This window comes from Parasediminibacterium paludis, assembly GCF_042651445.1.
GTDB classification, from domain to species: domain Bacteria; phylum Bacteroidota; class Bacteroidia; order Chitinophagales; family Chitinophagaceae; genus Parasediminibacterium; species Parasediminibacterium paludis.
Genome location: NZ_JBHSDC010000008.1, coordinates 17,487 through 38,096, shown reverse-complemented (window position 1 = coordinate 38,096; position 20,610 = coordinate 17,487). Strand labels below are relative to the sequence as shown.

General features: G+C 35.9%; 13 protein-coding genes. 9 read left to right on the top strand and 4 right to left on the bottom strand.

Translation table 11 applies throughout. The features are described 5' to 3' along the window. On the bottom strand, positions 1-271 hold a 271-nt coding region (locus ACFOW1_RS06435), incomplete at its 3' end, for a response regulator (RefSeq protein WP_379013022.1). Between the two features lie 297 nt (positions 272-568). Here ACFOW1_RS06435 and ACFOW1_RS06430 point away from each other — a divergent pair. From ACFOW1_RS06430 to ACFOW1_RS06390, 9 genes are all read left to right on the top strand, one after another. Continuing rightward, positions 569-2,047 (top strand): hypothetical protein, encoded by a 1,479-nt coding sequence (locus ACFOW1_RS06430; protein ID WP_379013020.1) that lies wholly within the window; start codon positions 569-571, stop codon positions 2,045-2,047. An 18-nt stretch (positions 2,048-2,065) separates the two neighbouring features. Next, complete coding sequence (locus tag ACFOW1_RS06425; protein ID WP_379013019.1) at positions 2,066-3,502, top strand: hypothetical protein; 1,437 nt, start codon at positions 2,066-2,068, stop codon at positions 3,500-3,502. An 18-nt stretch (positions 3,503-3,520) separates the two neighbouring features. Beyond that, positions 3,521-5,059, top strand: coding sequence for a hypothetical protein (locus tag ACFOW1_RS06420; protein ID WP_379013018.1), 1,539 nt, complete (start codon positions 3,521-3,523; stop codon positions 5,057-5,059). Between the two features lie 18 nt (positions 5,060-5,077). Further along, positions 5,078-9,676 carry a DUF5977 domain-containing protein gene (locus ACFOW1_RS06415; protein ID WP_379013017.1) on the top strand — a complete coding sequence of 1,533 codons (4,599 nt, stop codon included), beginning with the start codon at positions 5,078-5,080 and terminating at the stop codon, positions 9,674-9,676. A gap of 11 nt (positions 9,677-9,687) precedes the next feature. After that, complete coding sequence (locus tag ACFOW1_RS06410; RefSeq protein WP_379013015.1) at positions 9,688-10,347, top strand: hypothetical protein; 660 nt, start codon at positions 9,688-9,690, stop codon at positions 10,345-10,347. A gap of 160 nt (positions 10,348-10,507) precedes the next feature. Then, a complete protein-coding gene (locus ACFOW1_RS06405) occupies positions 10,508-15,586 on the top strand; it encodes a DUF6443 domain-containing protein (RefSeq protein ID WP_379013014.1) in 5,079 nt (1,692 codons plus the stop codon). Continuing rightward, positions 15,579-16,247, top strand: coding sequence for a hypothetical protein (locus ACFOW1_RS06400; RefSeq protein ID WP_379013013.1), 669 nt, complete (start codon positions 15,579-15,581; stop codon positions 16,245-16,247). The genes ACFOW1_RS06405 and ACFOW1_RS06400 overlap by 8 nt, the downstream gene beginning before the upstream one ends. A 427-nt stretch (positions 16,248-16,674) precedes the next feature. Continuing rightward, on the top strand, positions 16,675-17,613 hold the full coding sequence (locus ACFOW1_RS06395) for a DUF6263 family protein (RefSeq protein ID WP_379013011.1): 939 nt from the start codon (positions 16,675-16,677) through the stop codon (positions 17,611-17,613). A gap of 685 nt (positions 17,614-18,298) precedes the next feature. Continuing rightward, complete coding sequence (locus ACFOW1_RS06390) at positions 18,299-18,691, top strand: SH3 domain-containing protein (protein ID WP_379013009.1); 393 nt, start codon at positions 18,299-18,301, stop codon at positions 18,689-18,691. Between the two features lie 351 nt (positions 18,692-19,042). Here ACFOW1_RS06390 and ACFOW1_RS06385 read toward each other — a convergent pair whose 3' ends face one another. From ACFOW1_RS06385 to ACFOW1_RS06375, 3 genes are all read right to left on the bottom strand, one after another. Then, positions 19,043-19,453, bottom strand: coding sequence for a hypothetical protein (locus ACFOW1_RS06385; protein WP_379013007.1), 411 nt, complete (start codon positions 19,451-19,453; stop codon positions 19,043-19,045). A 14-nt stretch (positions 19,454-19,467) separates the two neighbouring features. Beyond that, positions 19,468-19,839, bottom strand: a complete 372-nt coding sequence (locus ACFOW1_RS06380; protein WP_379013006.1) for a hypothetical protein — start codon at positions 19,837-19,839, stop codon at positions 19,468-19,470. Between the two features lie 323 nt (positions 19,840-20,162). Beyond that, the gene (locus tag ACFOW1_RS06375; RefSeq protein ID WP_379013005.1) at positions 20,163-20,477 is read right to left on the bottom strand and encodes a hypothetical protein; all 315 of its coding nucleotides are present in this window, start codon (positions 20,475-20,477) and stop codon (positions 20,163-20,165) included. Positions 20,478-20,610: the final 133 nt, after the last annotated feature.

Sequence of the window (20,610 nt, the reverse complement as noted above, 5' to 3'; positions counted from 1 at the left end):
TATCATTGTTAAGCATGGTAAAAGCTAACACTGGGGTATTAGGGAAACATTTCTTCGCCCAGATAGTAGCATCGTAGCCATTCACGTAAGGCATACAAATGTCCATGAGGAAAAGGTCAGGTTTGTAGCTTTCGTTCGGTAGACGTTCTTGTAGTTCTTTACCGTGGTTGTATTGGTAGACTTTATATTGAGGCTGCATTTGCCCCAATAAATTGGATACTGATATACGAAGCATTACAGTATCATCAACAAAAGCAATATAAAATGGCATATCCCCTATTTTAAATAAATTGTAGCATTTCCTGACTCTGGTTATTGATAAACCAAAGTCGCATCAAATACCATCAAGTATGAATATCCATTAGGGGGATACAAATATATAAATTACTATGATTTGTGGTAGTTTATTCAATGAAAATTAAAAGTTTTCTTATTATCTACGTAGAAATACGTAGATTTTGTATCAAAAAAGTCCTATATTATTGCAATGGGAAAAAGATAGCTGTTAAATACTATCCGTTTTCACATTATGCCAAATAACTGCTACAGGATTTTATTAGGTATTTTGATGTGCTATTGCATAGTAACTAGAGGTAATTGTCAAGATATACTAACCAATACAACAAAAGATAGCAGCCTTAATCTGACGCCTAAACAAATAGAAAGCTACACCACAAGCATAGATAAGAAAGCAGCAAGCATAAGTAAACAAGTAGAAAAAGCCAATACCAAGGCACTTAAAGATTTACAACAGCAAGAAGAAAAACTACAAAAGAAATTAGCCAAAGTAGATAGCAATCTCGCTAAACAACTATTTGAACCTGCCAAACAGCAATTTGCTAATTTGAATAACAAAATAGCCAAACAAAAAAGCACCACAGACAAACTTCAAAATTTGGCTGGTGGCAATAAGGAATACCTACCATTACTGGATACTTTTAATACTAGTTTGAAATTTTTAGATGGTAAACTAGGTGATATAGGTAGTTTGAAAAATCAAACAACCAAAGCCTTAGCTAGCGTAAAAGGCTTAGAAGACGAATTAAAAAATGCGGCTGATATTAAAGCCTATATCAAACAGCGTAAAGAAGCTATTCAGGCAATATTCACCCAAAATGGAATGGTTAAGGATTTACAAGGTTTGAATAAGCAAGCATACTATTATGGGCAGCAAATCAACGAATACAAGCAACTTTTAAAAGACCCCAAGAAGCTGGAAGAAAGAGCGATTGTAGAACTCACCAAATCATCGTTGTTTAAAGACTTCATGCAACGTAATAGTCAATTAGCGAGCTTGTTTAGCGTACCGGCTAATTACGGAACGCCACAAGCTTTAGCCGGCTTGCAAACTAGAGCAAGTGTGAATCAACTATTACAAGCTAGGCTAGGAAATATCACTTCTATAGGTTCTAGTAATACCGCTTCAGGAGCTGGAGGTAATCCGCAACAATATTTACAACAACAAGTGCAGACTGCGCAAAGTGAACTAAACAAGCTAAAAGACCAAATTAATAAAGCTGGAGGGAGCAGCAGCGATTTGGAAATGCCAGACTTTAAGCCCAATACGCAAAAGACCAAACGTTTTTTAGACCGTTTGGAATATGGGTTAGATGTGCAGACCGCCAAGCAGAATAGTTTGTTTCCTGTGACGAGCGATATTGGACTTACAGTTGGTTATAAACTAAATGATAAAAGTACCATAGGCGTAGGTGTGAGTTATAAAATGGGCTGGGGTAGTGGCTTTAACAATATCAAATTAACGAGTGAAGGCATTGGGCTAAGAAGCTTTGTAGACATGAAGCTAAAAGGTAGCTTACTCATTAGCGGTGGCTACGAACAAAACTATATGCAACGCTTTGGCAGCATTGGTGAATTGTACAACTTACCACAAACAGCTTGGCGACAAAGTGCCTTATTAGGACTCACTAAGAAAATAATTATCACGAAAAAGAAAAGTACCAAAATACAAGTACTATACGATTTTTTAAATCAGCAAAACCATGTTCCCTCACCACCTATTTTGTTTAGAGTGGGTTGGGGGATGTAATTGAAAAAATATAATTTTATGAGACTATTAAAAACAGTTGTTTTATTGTTGTGCGTATCAATTGGAAAAGCACAGAGCAATAATTATTATTTAAATTCAGGGAGCGGTAATGGATATAATTTTTGGGATAATAGTAATTATTACAAGGTATACATGTCTTCTGTTTCTGATGGCACTTTTGGAACACCGTTTGGACGTTTTGATACGGATGCTAATGATTATAATCTTTATTATAAAATATTGGGTAGCAATAGGGGACATGTTTTTATAACTGGTAATGGACAAACGAACCTTCAAATAACTAATAAAGGCATTTTTTCGACAAATGGGTATTTTAACGGTAATTTAAAGTTAGACAATGGTGCTAATAAATTTTATCAAGCAGGCCCTTATTTGTTTATGGGTAATACGAGTTATGGAAATGCACCCTATATTTCGTTCAATGCGGCTTTAACAACCTCTGATGTGCCATCAGGTCAAAATTTATTTACACCTTCTTATGCAGCAGGTTCTGGGCTTATTATAAAAGGTGATGCTGGTGGTAGTGGGCTTCATTTTTTGCAGAAAAATTATGGTGGAAATTCTGGTCAGACAGACTTAAATTCATTTAGTGAGGTAATTACATTAGATCAAGCTGGAAGATTGGGTGTTGGTACAGCAAATCCTAGCAATCAATTGGATGTTTACAGTCCGAACAACGATCCAACAATACGTGTAGTTTCAGGGAATGCAGGTGCTTGGATAACAGCACAATCTACAAATAGTTTTTACGCAGGTGTAAAACTGATTGGAAATAATGGAACGCAAAATTGGTCAGCTGGTATGACAAATGGCAATTCTAATTATAGTCTTTCTGGTTCATTAGATGGTGCAACAAACAGGTTTTTTAATATAACATATAACGGAAATGTTGGTATAGGTACAGATGCGCCAATGTCTAAACTTTCAATTTATGAAGCAGGGTCTTCAAATAATCAATGGAAAGGAAGGGTAGATTTCGGGGGTGATAACGCAAGAGTTGTTGCAGGTGAGTACAACGGGACAGCATACCTAGGTGCAGTCAATAGTTCCATAAATGCTTGGACAAATTTGGTAATTAATGTTGATGGTGGTTTAGTGGGAATTGGTACAAAAACACCTACTGAAAAGCTTTGTGTAAATGGAAATATTAAAACAAAGAAATTAATTGTAACTCAGCTTGGTTGGTCGGATTACGTTTTTGCACCCACTTATAAATTACTTCCACTTCAAGATTTAGAAACTTATATCAATCAGCATCAACATTTACCAGATGTGCCTTCCGCAAGTGAAGTAGCTGCTAATGGGATTGATTTGGGGGATAATCAAGCAATATTATTGAGGAAGATAGAGGAATTGACCTTGTATCTGATAGATATTAAAAAAGAAAATGAGTTGCTTAAAAAACGAGTTGTCAAACTTGAGAAATTAAAATAACGAATAAATTATATTATAATGAAAAAGATAATTTTTATAATGGTAGTTATTAGTTTGCGTGCCACAGTTTTTGGGCAAACAAATATACTGCCAACCAGTGGTAACGTAGGCATAGGTACCACTACTCCTGCTACACTTTTACAAGTCAAAGGCGGTGCTTTTCAGCAAATCAATCTCGATAATTATAGTGGTATCTATCTTGATGCGACCAATACCAATCAACCAAAAGTTGGGTTTAGAGTTAGTGATAATTCAGAAAGATTTCGAATTCATCTTCAAGATATTAATACTGTAACAGAGCGTCTTGCTTTTTTAAAAAATCTTTCTGGTGAGGCTGAAGTATTAAGTTTATTAAGTTCTGGAAAAATTGGTATCGGTACTTCTAACCCGAATGCGCTTTTAGATGTAGGTCAAACAATATCTAATGGACAATTAGGGACCGTATTTGCAAGAATGGCTGAAGGTAACACAAATGGTGATGGCACTTATTTGGGGGTGAAAGCCTGGGGAACACAACAAGCTTACAATGGGAAATCATTTTCAATTGAACACTCATTTTATGGCTATAAAAATAGTGCAATTAACTTCTATAGAGGAGGTGCAATGCAGGGAGGCTATATGACTTTTGAAACCAATGATGGTAGTGAGAGAATGCGAATTGATAATTATGGTAGAGTAGGTATTGGTTCGACAAATCCTATTAATCAATTGGATGTTTATAGTCCGAATAATGATCCAACAATACGTGTAGTTTCAGGGAATGCAGGTGCTTGGATAACAGCACAATCTACAAATAGTTTTTACGCCGCTGTAAAATTGATTGGAAATAATGGAACGCAAAATTGGTCTGCTGGTATGACAAATGGCAATTCTAATTATAGTGTTTCTGGTTCATTAGATGGTGCTACAAACAGATTTTTTAATATTACATATAATGGAAACGTTGGTATAGGTCTTGAAGTTCCTCAAGGAAAACTAGATGTTGCCTATACAGGAGGTACGTCTAATTTCGGCAGTACTGCAGGAGGAAATAATTTCTTATGGACAAGATCAACAGGGGGAAGTGTTGCATTATATGCTGGAGGTATTACAGGTTTGTTAAGTACTGGTGATATTTCATTTATTCCAAATCAAATATATGGTTCCGAAAATTACAATGTTGCAGCTGTAATCAAGGCTAATGGAAGTGTTGGAATAGGAACTACTACTACAGGTAGTTATAAGCTTGCTGTTGAAGGCAAAGTTGGGGTAAGAAAACTAGTAGTAACTCAGATTTCAAGCTGGGCTGATTATGTTTTCGCACCCACTTATACATTATTGCCACTGCAAGATTTAGAAACATACATCCAACAGCATCAACATTTACCAGATATGCCTTCTGCAAGTGAAGTAGCTGCTAATGGGATTGATTTGGGGGATAATCAGGCTGTTTTATTAAAGAAGATTGAGGAATTGACGTTGTATGTAATTGAGCAAGACAAGCAAAGGAAAATACAACAAGAACAAATAGCAGCCATGCTGGCTGAAATAAAAGCATTAAAGAAGGATAATAAATAACAACTTAACTAAGGTGTGATGAAAAGGATATTGCAAATACTATTTTTTATTGTGCTATGTAGCAAGGTGAATAGTCAAGTGAACCTGCAAACAGGAAGCGCTACCTATAGTTTGCCCATGTTCAATTGGAAAGATGATAAAAGTAGATTAAACTCTGTTGTTGCTCTTAATTATAACTCTGGTAATGGGCTCAAGGTAAATGATGTTTCTTCGAATATTGGTCAGGGATGGAATTTAGTAGCAGGGGGTGTAATTACTCGGATGCAAGTTGGGGAACCAGATGACCAGATGCGGAATGATGGCAATGGGACAGACCAAGATCTTACAAAATATCCTGCTGGCTACCTGTATGCAACAAGAAAAAATTATACAGGATGTCCAGTTTCATTAACAAAATACCCCATTTACGGGGCGATGAACCAGCTTTATACTCAAACTAATACAACAGCGGAAGACAGACAACAAGATTATTTTGCTTTCCAGTTTAATGGTAAGACTGGTATGTTCGTTTTAGACCCTGTTAATGGGGATAATGGATTAACAATTGGAGATTCTAAATTAAAAATTACGTTTCAAAGAGATCCTTCAATGGTAACTAATACCACTTCTGGTATAAGAACCACAATTACATCATTTACAATACAGGATGTTGATGGACTGATTTATAAATTTAGACAACATGGATTGACCAAAGTATTGCATGCAGGTTATTGCGATGCAACACTTTCACAAGAATTAAGTCAACCTAATTTTGCAGATCAAGGTGTATATCACCAAACTGGATTTGATGATGGACAATTAATTAATCCATATGTGATAGGTAGTTGGTACTTATCTGAAATAGATGATCCTTTTACTACAAGATCTATTATCATTACGTATAACAATAATTATATAAATACTATTTCAGGAATTGATATTAGCTATAATATAGGAAGTAAGGGTTATGCGATAATATCTCATAAACGCTCGATTTCAACTACCCCCGATATAGCTTCAATAAGTTATCCAGATGGACATCAGGTTATTTTTAATTATGCTAATAATAAGCCTAGGGTTGATTTAGTTGGTGAATATCCACTATCTTCTGTTGATATTCTCTACAATGGCAGGTATCTGTCTGAATACCAACTCAATACCACATATTTTATTTTAAATCGATACGGCACACCAGTAACTAACTATCAAAAAAGTGTAGCAAGGCTTTGCTTAAAATCTGTTAAAAAAATTGGTGTTGATTTAAAAGAAGATACGCCGCCTTATATTTTTGATTATTACCTTGGTTCAAGCAATGGTGATGATTTTGTGCCCCCACCTTTTTTTTATGCTAAGGATATTTTTGGTTTTTATAATGGTAATAATAGTACAGATTACAATGGTAATCCGATTGCTCTTACAAATACGGATGTTTCACAACTTTCCTTCGATGCTTTAAGGGGTATCTGTTTTATAAAGGCAGGTAGTACTAAGGTGTTTATAAACCCAAAAAACGGTTATGCCAAAAATGGATTATTAAAGCAGATAATTTATCCAACTGGTGGTACATTAACCTATACCTATAGCCAAAACCAAGCTCCTGCCAATTCACTGGGTTCTAATGTAACATACGCCAGTAATACTAATAATTTATTTATTGGGGGGGTAAGTGTATCGCAGACTAGCTCTACTGATGGCGGATATTCAAATGGTTGTAATAATCCAATTATTACTAAATACAATTATGTATTGAGTGATCTAGTAACATCTTCCATTTGGGGGCTAGAAACACCTGTGAATTTTATCACTAGCAGTAGCCATTATGAATCCGAAAAAAAGCAATATAGATGGCCGCCAGTACCATTTGGTGAATGCTACTGGCAATATGAATATCCTGGAATTCTTTCACAACAGGAGGCTATAGGCTTATCAGATATCCAAAATGTTATGAATTTTTTAGCACCAGTTTTAAATATTGTATCTGCTATAGGTACAATTGAAGATATTGATGCAATTGTAACAGCGGTTAGTGGTGGTACAGCTATTCCAGTTATGGCGCTAATAGATATTATTGTGGATTTGATAAGTGTTGGGCTCTCTTGTTTCAGTAGCAATAACGCTAAGGATTATACATCGACTGTATATTATAATAATGATTTAAATGGTGCAAGTCCTCTTCCAATGCAATATAAGCGAGTTGAAGTTATAGAAGGAAACGGCACGATTGGGAAAACTGTTCAAGAATACACAAGCTCTGACGATTATGCTATTTGGATACCAGCAAATATGAATACGGATTTTTCTTCAAAACAAAGATTTGCAGCATGGGCTTACGGACTACCAAAAATAACAACCGTATTTGACGTCAATAATAATCCAGTTAAACAAACTATTAATTATTATGATGCGTCATATGCACAACAATTGATAGAACCGCTACTCCCTAAGAGTACAGCTTATCAAAACATAAATGCTGCTACTGGAGTACCTAGCAGTTTGATTTCATGTAAATGCAGCGTCTATAAAAGTTATTCTCAACGTAATGTTGATTGGTCTGACCCTAACTTCAATACCAATACAACATTTAACCTAACTTCTAATAGTGACCTTGGAGTGGATTTCTATGGCATTTATACGGGACATATGTTGCTTAGCCAAACTAATGAACGAGTATATAGCACCACAGACGCTACCCAATATTTAGAAACAATCACCAACTACAATTATTATCAGTACAGTAGTTTCAATCAATTGGACGCATCACAAATAACTACCAAACAAAGTAATGGCGATGTTTATAATAAATTCATATTATATAATGGAAATATTAATAGTGGCATACTTGCTACCCTAGTAAACAATAATATCTTTTCTATACCTATTGAGACAAAAATATCTGTCATTAAGGCTGGAGTTACCACTGGTGCAACATATTTGAGCGAACATGTTACTGAATATACTACCCTAGCAAATGGTGATATCAAACCTTACAGAACTTTAGAGCAAAGGTTTAATCAACCTCAACCATTATCCTCAATCTCATTTTATGATGTGCCAAATAGTGCTAAAAACCCGCCCTATAAACAGACACAATTGTATAGTTATGATGCGTCAGGAAATTTAATTGGCATGCAAGACGAAGGAGGTCATACAGTATCTAATATTTATGACTATAATGACAAATATGTAGTAGCATCTGTAATTAATGCCAACCCATTAATAGATAAAGCAGCTTACTCGAGTTTTGAGACTACAGGACTTGGCGGCTGGTTATTAAACGGTACAGCTGCCTATCTAACCTCAGGTGGCATAACGGGTAATAATTTATTCGTATTATCTGCATCTAATAGTCTTTCTGCACCTCTCAATGCAAATAAGGCTTACATTTTATCCTTTTGGGCAAGCAATATGGTATCTGTTAGTAGTGGTAGTTTATTAAAATCAACGCCAACTATTAACGGACTTACCTATTATGAATATGCTATACCTAGTGGTGTTTCAAGTGTCACAGTTAGTGGCAATTCTAATATTGATGAATTAAGGTTATTTCCGCAGAATGCCAGAATGCGCACTGTTACCTACGATCCCCTAATTGGTAAAACCTCAGAGTGTGACGAGAACAATCGGATAACTTATTACCAATATGATAACTTAGGAAGGCTTCGTTTCGTGCAAGACGAGAATAAAAGCGTCGTTAAGATGTATGAATACAACAATGTTTCAGCTGCCAAGCTTACGGGTTGTCCTACAACTTTCACTAATAATCTAATTACAGAATACTTTGATAAAACAAATTGTGGTAGCGGTTATTATGGTACTAGAGTAGCTTATTCAGTACCCGCAGGGCGATATTCATCAACCATCAGTCAACAAGATGTAGACGCCAAAGCCGAACTTGATTTAAATACTAATGGCCCAATCAATGCAGCTAATACGTTTGCTTGTTCAATTATATATTACAATAGTGCAAAGACTGCAACTGTTTATTCTCAAAATTGTGCACTTGGCTACAGTGGGGGGGCAATTACCTATACTGTACCTGCTAATAAATATAGTTCGATTATTAGCCAAGCAGATGCAGATCAAAAAGCAACTATTGAATTAAATGCTAATGCTCAAGCATATGCTAATATGCCAGCGCATAAGGTTTGTGTCATAAATACAAATCCTAATTGGCAAGCCGACCCTTCGGCGCCAACCCAGTGTGGCTCTGGTACTCAAGCTGGTCATATCTTGATTCTAGCAAGGGATATTAATCCTAATAGTCCTACATATAACACCACTCAATATATGGATCAGGGTGCAAGTGCTACTTGCGGTATCCCTGTAATTGTTAATAGCACCATCCCTGGGGCTTCGTTTCAAATAACACTAACAAATGCTATAACTGGAGATACATATACAAACTCGTTTTCTTATACTTATAATAATAGCCAAACACTTATATTCTCTGTTCCTGCAGGTACATATAATGTTGCCATATGCCCCACTAATTATATGGGTGGATATTTTTATAGCATATATAACAATTCTAATATTTATTTTGGTTCTGGAAATACATGTTCTAATACCTATGGCGCTGTTATAGCTAGTTCAGATAACGCAACAATCTATATTAACGCTATAGGGCAAATAGAATAAAAAATATAATTATGCATATTATAATATTAAATTTATTAAACATTTTTAAGGCTAAAAGAGAATTAGTATTAAATGTCCAAAAACGGGTAAATGATTCTTTAGGAAAATCAGATACCCAAAAAAGACTTACAATTTGCCTAATCCTACTTAGCATAATAAGTGTTTCAAATGCACAGAAAAGTAGTATCTATCAATTGGCATTTGGTACCATTAATCAACAAACAATGACTATGGCAGATGCAGCTGGTAAAAAAATAGTTGTTGCGGTAATAGATGCTGGTAGCCCTGACGTAAAGGAACTATTAGCATTGGATACTTTGTACAAAAAAAATGTTGCTAATATATCTGTTATCCTAGTACCTGTTAGTGATTTTACACCAAATAGTAATGAAACACGGCTGAAAAAACTACTTATTGATTCTTTAGCCCTAACCTATCCTATCACCCATATTTCAAAAGGTAAAAAATCAGCAAATACTGCGCAGCACCCACTACTTGCTTGGCTTACAAACAAAAGTATTAATAGCCATTTTGATATTGATATTGATAAAGTAGGAGGGGTATTTATTATCAGTGAAAAGGGTAAACTATTTGCCAATTTACCAGAGCGTATCCCTATAAATGGTAAAATGATGCAAACTATTTTAAGTAAACAGGTAGATGATAAGTAGAGATGTCGTCGAAACCATTGGTATTGACAGAAAAATCAATCATTACCTCTACGGAAGGCAAAATAGGTTGTAAAATAATGTAAAGCTAGCAAAGCTTGAACTGGCATAAAAATGCCATAATGCTTACGAGCATATCAATAAGACATTAAAACATCATAGGATGGCACAAAAAAATTTCATCTGTCGGTTTCTATTTTCAGTGTGCATTGGTTTATGCACTTATCAAACTGCCCAAGCACAGCAATGGAACCCTAATTTTTTGATAGGAACCAGCACGGGGTCGTATAATTATTCCTACAACCAAACTCCAGACCAATTGGTTGATATATATCCTGCTGCCATCCCCAATACAGGGCTTACGTACCAATGGGAGCAAAGTCTTTACCCAACCACCGCTTTCACCCCTATTCAAGGTGCTACTAGCAGTAGCTATAGTTTTACAGTACCGTTGGCACAAACTCAGTATTACAGAAAACGGGTAACAAGTTCTCTCGGTTCAATCTATTCAAATACTGTTAAAATAACTGTAGTTTCTATTAATTGGGAAGACAATAATTATATCCGTGAGCATGACGTACTTACTTCAGGCATCACAAACTGGCAAACGATTGATCAAATGTCGATTGGTGTAGGACAAAAACTACAAACCACAACTTATGTGGACGGATTGGGTAGAACAAACCAGAAAATAAGTCGAGAAACTGCGACACCTGCCGCCGCCAATAGCTTATGGGGTGACTTGGTTCAGTTTTCGCAATATGATGCTTTAGGTAGAGAACCAATTAAATATTTGCCATACACTACTACTAATCAAAGCGGTAAACTAAAAACTTCACCCATTACAGACCAATCCCAATATTATACAACAACCTATAATGAAACCTCTGCGTTTACTTCTGTCACTTTTGATAATAGTCCAGTAAACAGAGTTACCAATATTAAAGAGCCTGGGGCTGTTTGGGCTGCTTCGGCTGGCAAATCTGCTAAGTATGATCTAAATGGAACTCTTGATAATGTGCAACAGTTTAAGGTAGACTATGTGCAAGGCGATGCACCCATCAATTATGGTGCTTATCCTATTAATGCACTTTTAAAAACAACCAGTATTGATGAATACAACAAACAAGTGGTGGAGTATACGGATGGTACTGGAAAACTGATTTTAAGGAAGGTACAGCTAGATGATGTGCCTACTGCAGCGCATGCGGGCTGGATATGTACGTATAATGTTTACGACGAATTCGGTCTCTTACGCTTTCAGATACAGCCCGAAGCTGTAAAATATCTAGATGCTAATGGATGGACGTTTGCAACGCCTAATGGTGCGCAAGTGTTAGCTGGTCTTTGTTTCCAATATAACTACGATGATAAAGGTAGAATGATCTGGAAAAAAGCGCCAGGCGCAGCCCCCTTAAATATGGTGTATGATAGTAGAGACCGAGTAGTATTTATGCAGGATGGCAACCAAGCGGCAATGACTATACCACAATGGACAACCAATTTATACGACGATTTAGACAGACCTACTTTGACAGCCCTGTACAATACCACAGAATCTCTATCCAACCTACAAACTGATATCGCCAATGCAACTACTTACAATACGGTTACGGTAACCAACCAAGGTTCACCAATTGTAGACCTAGTGGTAGATAATAGAATAGCAGGTAATAATTATACTGCGCAAAACAGCATAAGTTTTACTGCAGACGCTGGCGGCAGTTTCACCAGTGAAGACGGCGCAGAATTTACTGCCCAGATAGATGGCACATCTACCAATCCATCTACTACCACTACAGTTACTGTTTTTACCAGCCCAATTAGTACGGCCAATTTAAACAACCCATCTGTTTGTACGATTGTTAAATATCTCTTTTACGATAATTATAATTTTACAAATGTCAAATCTTTCAATACCAGTTTTACCAATACAACGGCTTATAGTAATGCCGATCCAAATGTTCTGCCGATAGTGCCTAGCCAACGTACATTAAGTTATCCAACAGGGAGTATGGTAAGGGTGTTGGGTACCAATACTTTCTTAGGTGCAACCGAGTATTATGACGAGAAGGGCCGCCATATACAAACCCTAGAAGACAATATCCGTTCAGGTATAGACATTACCACAACCCAGCACCATTTTGATGGCCGCTTGCTCAGCACTTGCTCTAACCATACTACACCTTATACTGGCTTCAGTGGGTTTATTACCCTCACCAAATATTTGTTTGATAAATTGGGTCGGGTCACTACCATTCAAAAACAATTTGGTACCAATACCATGGCATCGGTGGCCACTTACGACTATGACGATGTGGGTAGGGTAAAGACCAAGCACCTAGACCCCAACTATAGCAACTCCAATAATGGTGGCAGTATCCAAGACCTAGAATCGCTCAATTATAGCTTTAATATCCATAACCAAATTACGGGGATTAATAAAGATTATGCGCTTAAAAACCCTGCCAACTACAATAAATGGGGGCATTTCTTTGGTTTGTACCTAGGCTTTGACAATAAGGACAACACATTTGCCAATGCTAGACTTAACGGGCAAGTAGCTGGCCTGCTTTGGAACACCCAAGGCGATGATGCACAGCGTAAATACGACTATACCTACGATAATGCTGGCAGACTCACGGTGGCTACTTATAACGAGAAACAACACTTGGGCGATAATTGGGATCACAGCAAAATGGATTTCACGGTATCTGGTACTAGTGGGCAAATTACCTACGACCTCAATGGCAACCTGCTCACCCTGTTACAAAAAGGGGTGGTAGCTGGTACTGCTGCACCAATCACTATTGATGACCTGCGCTATAAGTATAATACCTTTAGTAACCAATTGCAAAGTGTTACCGACCAAATGACCACCCAAAACCTCAATGGCCAATTTGGTGATTTTAAAGATGGCAGCAATGCTGACACCCCCGACTATGTATATGATGCCAATGGCAACCTAGTGATAGACCTGAACAAAAATGTGCAAACCCTCAACGGCGGCACCTACGGCATTACCTATAATTTTTTGGACAAGCCAGAGCAGATACGCATTGTGGGTAAGGGCACTATTAAAATAGTGTACAGTGCCGATGGTGAAAAACTGCAGCGCAGCTTTATGCCAGAAAACGGCGGTACCAGCACCACAACTACCTATATCAACCAGTTTGTGTACCAAAGTACAGGTAGTGCTACCGACCAATTAGGCTTTATCAATTTTGAGGAAGGGCGTATTCGCTCTATGCAGGCTGTATCCCAAGGCAATGGTTATGATGCACTAATAGAAAACGGTAATATTAATTTGCCTAATGGGCAAATGGGCGCCTACGATTATTTTGTGCGCGACTACCAGCAGAATGTGCGCATGATACTGACTGAAGAAACCCATGTAAGCAGTAGCACCTGCACCATGGAAACAGCCCGTGCTAGTATAGAAGATGGGGTGTTTGGCCAAACGGGCAGTGCCAACGAGGTAGAGACCTCTCGTATTGCTACCCCTTCTGGCTGGTCGGGCAATACGACAGCTTTCGTAAGCCGTTTGGGGAATAGTGTCGGAGTCAACCTTGGGCCAAATACTTTACAAAAAGTAATGGCTGGCGACCAAGTAAATGCCACCGTTTTATACTACCACAATGCCAATGCTACTGCTGGTAGTAATAACCTGCTCAATAATATTTTGGGTAATCTATTGTCCACCATCAATGCTGGTAGTGGTAATATCGGCAACCTAGCCAAGGGTAATGGGGCAGCCATTACCAGTAACTTAAATTCCAGCCCCGCTTTTACAGGTCTAGTACAGCAAGCCAATGGCAGCACAGGGCCAAAAGCTTATTTAACAGTTTTGTTTTTCGATGAGCGGTTCAATTTTATAGCCGCTGCAGATGGCGGTGCTGCACAGCAGCAAGTGGCCGCTAGTGTGAGTAGTAATGGCGCACAATTGGTTTTGGCCAATATAAAGGCCCCTAAGAACGGCTATGCATATGTGTACGTGAGCAACCAGAGCGACCAGCCCGTGTATTTTGATAACTTGCAAGTGGGTATTACAGCAGGCAATATTATAGAAGAAAACCATTATTATGCCTATGGATTGAAGATAGCGGGCATCAGCAGTAAAAAACTGGGCGATAGTTTTGAAGGATTGCTAAAAAACAATAACCTTTACAACGACAAAGAGCTTTTTGATGATGGTGACCTAAGTTGGTATGATTACGGCTTTAGGAACTATGATCCACAAATCGGAAGATTCGTACAATTAGATCCTTTAACCGATAGCTACCCAGAATTAACACCTTACCAATATGCCAGTAATGATCCTATCACAAATATTGATATTGATGGATTAGAGGGAGGCGGAGCAGTGGGAGGGCCTGTTGCAGGGTACTTTACAGATTTAATGAGCGACATTAAATCTGCAAGTATAGATGTGATGAATATCAAAATTGCTGTAAAAGCAACTGACGCAACCCTAAAAGTGGCTAATGAAGGCAGCAAAGTGTTTACCACAGTTGCAGAATTTTCTAATATATTATATAGTATTTTAAGACGAGTAAAAGCTGTAGATGATACGAAACAGGTGGGTGCAGCAGTAGCTGGTGGAATTAATAAATTCCTTAGCTTTCAAAATGAAAAAAATAATGAAGTAGCTTATTTTGAATCAGGGGATGTTGTATCAACAACTACAGATTTTGATGTTGATACAGATGGAGATATATCAGATGTTCCCAAAAGTGAGATAATAAAAGATAAATTTCATCTTAATTCTGTTGCTTCAGGCCAACGGGTGAATCCATATTCATATAGTTATGATGTATTACCCGATGAACAAAAATATTTAGCGGCATTAAGGTCGCATGGAGTAAAAATAAGAGGTGTATTTGCTTTAGTTTATAAAGGAACTACTACTTTTGGTACTCATGAGGATACAGGTCCTGCCGGTCAATCAACTAATGGGGAAGGTTCTGTACATTTGGCCTCTGCTGCTGGAATAAAAGCAAATAAAAACGGTTCAGGAGGCGTTGATGATAATAGTGTTCAATTCTTTTATTTTAAGAATAGTGAGCAGCATTTCTATAAGGATAAAGGGAAGCCTTGGTATACTGGTGGTAGAAGTAAGCTTCCTACTCCAGAGCAAGTAAATCAACTTGGTCAATTCTTATTGGATAAATATAAATCTGAAGTAGACGGATTAAAAAATCATATGAATAAAAATGTTAAACATGTTAAAATTTATGACTAATAAATTATTATTATTATTAATCTTATTTATTGCTAATTGTTCCTACGCTAATGATAATTTTGAAGGTACATATTGTAAAGTAAATAATAAAATAAAAATTTATTTAAAGATCAAGAAAATAAATGATTCGCTATTTTATTTTGTTTTAAAAGATTATGACACAACTAATGAAGATTATAAGCAAAGATTAATAGTTGGTACGGTTATATGCTCTAAAAATAGATATAAATTATTTAATGCGGACTGTTACCCAGATTATAATTTTTCTTTTAGTAAAAAAAATATCAATACAATAAATATTGGTGATGAATATTTCAAAATGTATTTAACATTTAATGATATTAAAGGAGGATATATTAAGATATCTGATTCTGCTAATGTAAATTATGAGGAGTTTAAAGTCGTTATGATTTCCAATAATATAAATGCTGCTAAAACACCCTTTGAATCTCTCATATACGACTATCCAAGTAAATATTCCCAGTTTAAGAAAATTAAATTTTCTAAGGGTGAGAAAGTATATACGATTACAACTGTTGGCGGTTTCCATGGATCTAAACCACTTCCTTCTGATATGATTAGGTTTTCACTTATAGAAATACCCCGCCTTAAGTTAAGGGCTTGGATTAATGAAGATGAATTAGAAAATCGCTTCAATTGAATAATAAATTAACGCATCTTAATTGTGCTAGTTTGTAGCAGGGCAAGTAAGATGCGTTGACAGATTGGTGCTGGTGAGTTACTTTATTATACATTTTGAAAACATACTCGTTCTAAATTTTTATCAAGTGCTCTGTATCAATCCACCCTATTTGTGCCCTTTATTTGACTACTAATTTATAAGTAGTTAAACCCCTTTAGTTGCTAAATTATAATAAGGCTAAGTCTAACGGCGTGTTTTCATCCCCTTATTACATAATAATATCCAAGTTAATTACTCTGTAAATAAATGACTAAAGAGAAATTGTTGCCTGAAAAAGGGCATCATATGCATAATAAGGTTTTAAGCCTCTTTGGTATTTGTATTTTACAGAATGTTTAAATTGCCTATTATTATAAAACCTTATTTTATCAATCAACCAATTACTATGCGTTCATTGTTGTTTATAATTCCTCTCGCCGTTACCGTATTATCTTGTAAATCAGAAAAAAAGCAGCATGGCCCAAACGATAAAAAATATCAATTGGGGCTGCATATAGGTAATGAAGATACTATCAAATATTATTATACCATTAGCAACAACACTCAGACTATTCTTGAAGTTGATGGCAGGAAAATAGAGAACAGCAATACTACAGATGTTGGCTTACTGTACACTATTGTAAAAGATAGCATTGGAAATACAGCACTAACCATCGTATATGATAGTATTCATGTTCATGGCAATATGAACAATGTAGAAAAAGATTTGGACGCTGCTAATGCTGATAATTCCATAGACCCTATTGAGAAAATGCTTGGCAAAATAAAAGGCGCTAGATTGTTTGTCATCATGGCGCCAAGTGGTAAAATTCTTTCGATTAAAGGCTACGATGATATTAAGGCCAATATTTTACAAGGCCTCACATTTAAGGACAGCTATACGCAAAATACCTTGCAACAGCAACTCTCTAAATTAATTGGCGAGGGTTTTGTAAAATCTAACCTTGAACAGACTATCAATCTATTACCAGATTCAACAGTATATGTTGGGGATACCTGGAAAAGCTCCACTTCACAAGCAGGGGATATCAGCATGAAAATGTTAAATCAATTTACGGTAGAGAGTATAGACGATGATTTTGTTAAAATAAGTGTGGTTTCGAAAATATTAAGTGATAGTAGTAAAAGTAGTAAAGTGATGGGTTACGACATAACACCAAATTTAAAGGGGAATCAAATAGAGTATTTAGTCATCAATAAATTAACTGGCTTGGTCATCAATAGTACAATCAATAGTACCATTGAAGGAAATGTTCAAGCAATGGGAAGAGAGATACCAATCACCATCATTACAAAGAAAACGCTTGTACAAAAAAAGATATAAATATAATTGTGTAAAATAATTCAATTAAAGTATGAATTAAAAGTTACTAAATAAGACAGCGATTATAAAGCTCTATATTAACAACTAATACAACAAATGAAACAGTTATATATAAAGTTATTTACCCTAAAAAACCCTCAGATTGTTTTATAATTTTTCAACTAATTATTTTGTATCACATTCGTTTATTACATTTTTGCTCCTTCCCCCTTTAAACTGTCTGCCACCAGTATCGACCTCATACAACCAATCATAGGAATACCAATAAGGTAATAAATTTTAAAAATATGATTTTTTCCAATACTACATCATTTAGATGCTTTCTATGCCTTATTCTATTAAATGCATCTACTAAAATTTTCGCACAGCTAAAAAATTATCCTGATAGTGTAAATAAATATGCAATATATGTTGAGGATGAAATAGACAAATTAGATAAGAGCAAATTAACTACTAAACTAATATATAAAAAATTCCACTTTCTGAACTATACGAAAAAAAAATAAAAGTAAATGTTTACTTAAGTGGAAACATCGTTAGAAAGCTAGAATTTCCAACATTTGATGAAAGCTATACAACAGGCAGTAAACAAACATTTTACTTTGACAGCGTTGGTAAGCTAATTTGCAATTCTCATGAATATTCATCTGAACTTAGACACGCAATTTATGCATACCCTTATGTCATGATATATTCAAAAACTGGCAGTAAGATTAAACATAGCATCGTAGTAAAAGATGTTGAGGCTAATTATATTTTAGCAACTGATAAATTTATCGTAGACTATTATTTATCAAATTTTGAAAATATAAAATACACCACATTTGATGTATCAAGAAACACTTCAACAATATTAACAACTTTAACTGCTACAGATTTTCGTAAGAATCCCAGTTCGCAAGCAATTTTAATAAAAAAGTTGCCAAAAGGCTCTGAATTGCAATATTTGGATAGATCGCCTCAACAAGATTCTTTATTGGTGGGCAAAGAAAGGTGGATCTGGTTGAAGGTAAGGGATAACAAAAAACAAGAAGGTTGGATATGGGGACACCCGTCTATCGTAAAAGAATATTATTAACCTAACAAAGCCACACCCAAACAAGTGGTTTTGTTATGTTATAGATGTACTCCACTCAACTGGTCGTAGCTTGCCCTCTTCACACTTGGTGTAAGGCTTTACCTACGACTTTACCAAAAGCGTAGCATTTGCAACAATTACTGTATGTATATATAAATAATTTAATTGCGGATAATAAAATATTTTTTTCAATGGGCATGTATTTTATACTGAAATAAAATAATAACATAATCGAGTGGATTTTCTTTTTTAAATCATACTTTATCTCAAAGATTTTTTTAAAATCGATTGACTACTATCCATTATACCCTTTGTTCTAACCAACCGATCCGAATTTGTAAATATTTTTTTTTACTTCTTCATCCCTCTTTTATACTGTCTATCATCTTCTTCATCCTCATCCAGCTTCGCTTGTTTAGGCGCTGTTAGTTCGCTGTAAAGGGTTTCGGTAGGCTTTCCTATTAGCAGGTCATATTTTTGGTCTATCGTTAACTTAAAGCCCTCAAAATGCACCGTGTAGCTAAACAATCCTTCTTTGAATTTCTCGATGGCTGTTGTAGCGAGGTCTGCCGCCTTTCTTGCTTCCTTCAATGCTTGGATGTCTGGTTGCTTCACCGCCTGGCCATATGCTTCACGATTATGCTTGCTAAGCTTAATTTTAGCAGCCTGGTCATCGGCTTTCAAAGCCTTCAGCTTATCTTTAAATCGTTCGTTCAATTCTTCAATCGTATAACCACATTCCAACCTAGCTTTTAGGAGCATGTCGTTTAAGCGTATCAAGTCTTGCTCTGATTGCTGCAGCTCGAGCTCTGTTTGCTGCAAGTCGTTTTTTTTTCGTCAATCTGCTGATCTAACGCTGCCATCGCTTTACGGAAGTCACCATGTTCTAATCGTTCAGCTTTGGAGTTCACCTGCCCTCTTTCCATTTCTAAAGTTTCGGCAGTCAATGTTTGCACCTTCGACATATCTGCTCTACCAATGGTCACGATTTTCCCAGTGGTTTTATTTTGCCAGTCAAATACCAAATGTGCGTGATGGTTAATCTTCACATTTGTGTCGTCAAGTCGTACTCCTTCATCTCGATGGATATGTATTTGTATGAGGTTAATACGATACGCTTTATGTAATACATCACCTAGTCTACGCAAATCACCAATGGTTGTTTTTTAAAAGTATAAATAATTTGTCGCTACCTATCCTAGTATAGTTCCTTAGTACATTTTATAGATAGATTGTTAAAGCTTTTGAATACCTAGTCAAGGTAGTATTCTTACTTGTGAAACAAGTTCTTAAACAATTATTTCCTCTGGTTTTTAAAACAAAATAATATTTTATGTTATAAAATATTTGTGTGGATTTATCAAACAATTTACAAAGTAGCCCGAAGTCAATATTTTAACAAAGTTCTCACTAATAAGCAATATCTTTAAATGTCTTGGTTTTGTATCAATAGAATTTTCAATTCTTTATACTAATCATAAATCATAGAGTTTAACCTATCAATTATCAACTTAGCCTTTCTGTTGACTTTCAAAGCTCTTTGATTCGCTGTTTCAAAGCTGCGTCTTCCTTTCTTTATTGCATATGCTATTACTGGTAAAGTTACAGTACCTTTTCCAAGCGCCTTTTGATAAATGCTTACCCAATTTGCTAATAGGTAAGAATTGGATAACCCGTACTTTTTTACTAAGTATTTGGGTGAGTTATTTTGATAAACCACCAGTAAGACGAATTTTTCTTTACGTGCATCTGTAACATTAAATTGTTCGATATTCTTCTTTCCCATATAGGTTCTTTTTCCTCAAATCCGCACAACAACCACCTTATCCGCCACACGCACATCCAATCCAAAAAAACGCCTATACAGGCTAATCAACTTGTTCATATGCATCTATTTTATAGTCTCAAATATACTAAAA

Bases quoted from the DNA above. Each gene is read 5' to 3' on its own strand.
- ACFOW1_RS06430 (WP_379013020.1), top strand. From the start codon at position 569: ATGTGCTATTGCATAGTAACTAGAGGTAATTGTCAAGATATACTAACC.
- ACFOW1_RS06425 (WP_379013019.1), top strand. From the start codon at position 2,066: ATGAGACTATTAAAAACAGTTGTTTTATTGTTGTGCGTATCAATTGGA.
- ACFOW1_RS06420 (WP_379013018.1), top strand. From the start codon at position 3,521: ATGAAAAAGATAATTTTTATAATGGTAGTTATTAGTTTGCGTGCCACA.
- ACFOW1_RS06415 (WP_379013017.1), top strand. From the start codon at position 5,078: ATGAAAAGGATATTGCAAATACTATTTTTTATTGTGCTATGTAGCAAG.
- ACFOW1_RS06410 (WP_379013015.1), top strand. From the start codon at position 9,688: ATGCATATTATAATATTAAATTTATTAAACATTTTTAAGGCTAAAAGA.
- ACFOW1_RS06405 (WP_379013014.1), top strand. From the start codon at position 10,508: ATGGCACAAAAAAATTTCATCTGTCGGTTTCTATTTTCAGTGTGCATT.
- ACFOW1_RS06400 (WP_379013013.1), top strand. From the start codon at position 15,579: ATGACTAATAAATTATTATTATTATTAATCTTATTTATTGCTAATTGT.
- ACFOW1_RS06395 (WP_379013011.1), top strand. From the start codon at position 16,675: ATGCGTTCATTGTTGTTTATAATTCCTCTCGCCGTTACCGTATTATCT.
- ACFOW1_RS06390 (WP_379013009.1), top strand. From the start codon at position 18,299: ATGATATATTCAAAAACTGGCAGTAAGATTAAACATAGCATCGTAGTA.
- ACFOW1_RS06385 (WP_379013007.1), bottom strand. From the start codon at position 19,453: ATGCTCCTAAAAGCTAGGTTGGAATGTGGTTATACGATTGAAGAATTG.
- ACFOW1_RS06375 (WP_379013005.1), bottom strand. From the start codon at position 20,477: ATGGGAAAGAAGAATATCGAACAATTTAATGTTACAGATGCACGTAAA.